At 54.7% G+C, this 3,564-nt stretch carries 5 protein-coding genes; 4 read left to right on the top strand and 1 reads right to left on the bottom strand.

The window, feature by feature from the left end:
- A partial coding sequence (locus AUR66_RS16375) for a bacterio-opsin activator domain-containing protein (RefSeq protein ID WP_058573284.1) occupies positions 1-941 on the top strand: 941 nt, incomplete at its 5' end.
- A gap of 205 nt (positions 942-1,146) precedes the next feature.
- Here AUR66_RS16375 and AUR66_RS16370 read toward each other — a convergent pair.
- Positions 1,147-1,695 carry a hypothetical protein gene (locus AUR66_RS16370; protein WP_058573283.1) on the bottom strand — a complete coding sequence of 183 codons (549 nt, stop codon included), beginning with the start codon at positions 1,693-1,695 and terminating at the stop codon, positions 1,147-1,149.
- 261 nt (positions 1,696-1,956) lie between these two features.
- Between AUR66_RS16370 and AUR66_RS16365 the strand changes: the two genes are divergently transcribed.
- The 3 genes from AUR66_RS16365 to AUR66_RS22875 form a co-directional block, all read left to right on the top strand.
- Positions 1,957-2,526, top strand: coding sequence for a flavodoxin domain-containing protein (locus AUR66_RS16365; protein WP_058573282.1), 570 nt, complete (start codon positions 1,957-1,959; stop codon positions 2,524-2,526).
- A gap of 327 nt (positions 2,527-2,853) precedes the next feature.
- Positions 2,854-3,165, top strand: a complete 312-nt coding sequence (locus AUR66_RS16360; protein ID WP_058573281.1) for a hypothetical protein — start codon at positions 2,854-2,856, stop codon at positions 3,163-3,165.
- A gap of 3 nt (positions 3,166-3,168) precedes the next feature.
- Positions 3,169-3,564, top strand: a 396-nt coding sequence (locus AUR66_RS22875; RefSeq protein WP_082682254.1) for a hypothetical protein, incomplete at its 3' end; no start/stop codon positions are given.

Below are 3,564 nucleotides of genomic sequence, written 5' to 3'. Positions count from 1 at the left end.
GGATGAGAGCCGAGGATACCACGCCCTGTACTGTCGAGTCGGGGAGTGGGCTGCCGGCGAACGAGGCGCTCGAAGCAATCGAGTCGGTAGGCGAAGATATGCCAGATCACTCCGAGTCACCCGCGAGAGGTTCGTGGACGTCTATCCCGCTTGTGTATGGACAGACAGTCTACGGTGCAATCGCACTACATACGCACCGTGAGTCTGGCTTTGGAGAACGAGAACTCGATGTGCTCGACGAACTTGGTGAAACAATCGGGCATGCCCTCACCTCTATCGAACGTACTCACTTACTGGTTTCCGACACCAAAATCGAGATTGACATCCATTCGACCGACTCAGATGCGTTGCTTGTTGTATTGTCAGACACTACCGATAGTGCGTGGACCCTCAACGGGCTCATCCCTGCTCGAAAGGGGGACTTGACTGCCTATCTCAGTACCCAAGACAACGACGTCGGCACCGACAAAGCCATGACTCACTCCGGTGTCTCGGAGGTCCGCCAGCTTTCAACCGACGACGGAACTACACTCGAGGTACAGGCAAGCCACGGCACACTTGCTCATTCCTTCGTTGAATATGGAGCAAATGTTCGGACGGCAACTGCGGCTGACGGCCGCTGTCAAATGACGGTGGAACTCTCCCCAGGAACGAATGTCCGTGCCGTCGTCGAACGGGTGCAAGACGAGTTCCCTGAGACTGAGCTACTGGCAAAGCGTGACGTAGAACCGACCGATCATGACGCGATACCAAGCGAGACGGACATGACCGACCGTCAGCGAGAGGCGCTTGAAGCTGCGTTTCGTGCTGGGTACTTCGATTGGCCACGTGACTCCACCGCAGAGGAGGTTGCTGCGTCGCTCGATATCTCTTCGGCCACCCTTCACGGTCATCTCAGGAAAGCCGAGAACCGACTGCTAGACGCGTTCTTTGGTGACTAGAGTCGATTTCAGTGTGACCGACTTGCGCGCTCTGTATTCAGCACGACGGCAGGAACCACACCAAATCCTGTCTGGAGTGGCGTGACACAGACAAAGGGTGCATCTCGCACGGAGGCATGGTTTATTCCGCCCGATCGGAATTGAACCACCCGCGACGTGGCACTCGTGTATCGTGTGCGAAGAGTTGCGTTGGGGTCGGCTGCCACTACGTCCGCTTGGTCCCGCTGAGGGTCACGCGTTCGTGGATGATCCCGCTAATCGCCCCGACGGGGAATGTCAGCCAGAACGTCGATGCCAGTGCGACGAATCCGATAACAGACATAAATCCTAACGCTTCCGGAATCTCTGTGTATTGACCATTGATTACTAGCGCAATCATACTGAACGCAAAGAGGGCGAGGAGTGCGAGGATATACGTTCCCAACGCCGCTAACACGCCAGCACTTGCGCCGAAGTACGGGGTATCCGAGGGGAGAGTACGCCAGACGATGACCGCCGAAATGAACGAGGTCGGGACGACGAGCGGAAGCGCAATCAGTGTCCAAGTCCCCAAGAACTCCCAGTCACTACCGATTGGCTCTCCGAGGGCATACAGACTCCACGAGATTAGCGCGAATAGCAGTGTTGCACCTGTTGCGGCAGAGGCGAGCGCGTACCCCGCTCCGATGTCACGACGCTCTGCTCTCGGCAACCGGCCCGGGCCGTACCGTTTGCACGTCGTTCCAAGAGTGGTGAGAAAGCCAGCAGAATTCATGGTAGACGATTCATCCAGACAATCAAATACGTTCGTAAATCGCAACCCCTGAAACTGACGGTCCAGATGTCGTGTGCAACAGACGAAGGTGTGTCTATCTGTCTGAATGTCTATACGTCGGTCTTACGACCATTCGACAATGGTTCCCTCCACCACGCGCCGCCACTTCGTCGCCACTATCCCCTTCGTTACTTTCGGAGCAGGGTGTTTGCCCCAACAATCTACGGCTAGTATTTGCTTGATGTCGACGATATCACATTCATGGCCACTATCCTTACTGTGTTTGGAACTGGCGAGGGACAGGCCGCGAAGATAGCAGACAGCATCACGGAGGAATTCAGAGCACGCGACCACGAGGCAACAACGGTGAACGTTGCGGAAATCGATCCCGAACTCGATATCAACGAGTTCGACGCTGTCTTGATTGGCGCGTCGGTCCACTATGGGAGACAACAGAAGTCGGTAAGGAAATGGGTCAAAACGAACCGCGACGTACTGGTGAGAAAGCCGAACGGGTTCTTTCAAGTCTCCGGTGCGTCCGGGGCGAAGAATGACGAGGGACTCGTGGAGGCGACAGGATATGTCGACAAGTTCATCGACGCCACGAACTGGCAGCCCGACAGAATTGCCCTCTTCGGCGGCGCGCTACGTTTCTCAGAGTACGGCTTTCTCAAGCGAGCGCTGCTGAAATTCATCGTGAGGAACCAGGAATTCGAGACGGACAAATCAGGAGACGCCGAGCTCACCGACTGGGAATCAGTCGTATCGTTTGCCGGTGAGTTCACCGTGTTCGTTGAGGAGCGGCTGAGCGAGGCGGTCGAAGCAGACTGAGGTCCGATAGCAGACGAACGGTTGGCCTTTACGAACTGGCACCAAGCAGCTACCATTTCGCCGAGAGCAACTGTGCGGAGGGAATAGAAGCCCGATAGATTTCGGGCCGACGAACCCGGCATCCGCTCGACAGATGAATCATAGTGGCAGTGACCGACTTTCGCCCTGAGTTCATCACGACCGCCGAGACCTCACTGAGTACTGTCAGAAGCGATGTGCAACAGACAGAAGACTTCTCACTTTTTGATCTGCCACCTGAGCAGTGTGTCATGACACGGATGGCTGGTCACAACAAATATATTCGTAGAGCGATTATCTCCGGTTACCATGGCAACAAACAACGACAAAATCCAGTTTAGGGGGGCTGACGAGAAACGAGCAAGTCAACGCCTCAGTGAAATGCGTCTGGGAGGGATTAACATCAGTGAACTCGCTCGAGAAGGTCTCAAGGAGAAGCTTCGGGAAGTACTCTCGAATGAAGAGCGAGTCGAGTTGCACCAACAGTACCTTGACGGAGAACTGGACGAAGGCGTTGCAAAGATCCTCATTGGAGATCTGCTCGAAGATATCGAACGAGAACGCGAGGCAGTCGGGAAGGCGGAGACGCTCAGTACCGATGGCGTCTTCCAGAACGAGTAACGAATGGGTTCTGACGAGATACGGCACCCTGTTCTTGTGGATACTGACGCACTCATTTCTGTCGCAAATACATCTCTGTGGCCGAAGGTTGTAGGCAACCTTAATCTGACGACGACGAACGTCTGTATTCATGAGTTGAAGCGACACATACGCGACAAGTCTGAATATGCACCTGAGAGGAGCCGTGGAAAGTGGATTTACGATGGAAGTGTAGCGGCACTCAAACCGTTTGAAGACAATTCAAACACGGCGTTCACCACAATCAATAGCGTTCCTCGGCCGCATGGGCCGGACGCTGGAGAACAGTCGTTAGAACAAGAACTCGAACAGCACCCAGAAAGCTACACGTTCGTCGTTCTCATGGATCAGAGAGGTCGAGAATCGATAAGCCGAATTTTC

Source organism: Haloferax profundi (assembly GCF_001469865.1).
Lineage (GTDB): Archaea > Halobacteriota > Halobacteria > Halobacteriales > Haloferacaceae > Haloferax > Haloferax profundi.
Note: the sequence above shows the minus strand (reverse complement) of the source record. Positions and strands in the feature narration are given on the sequence as shown.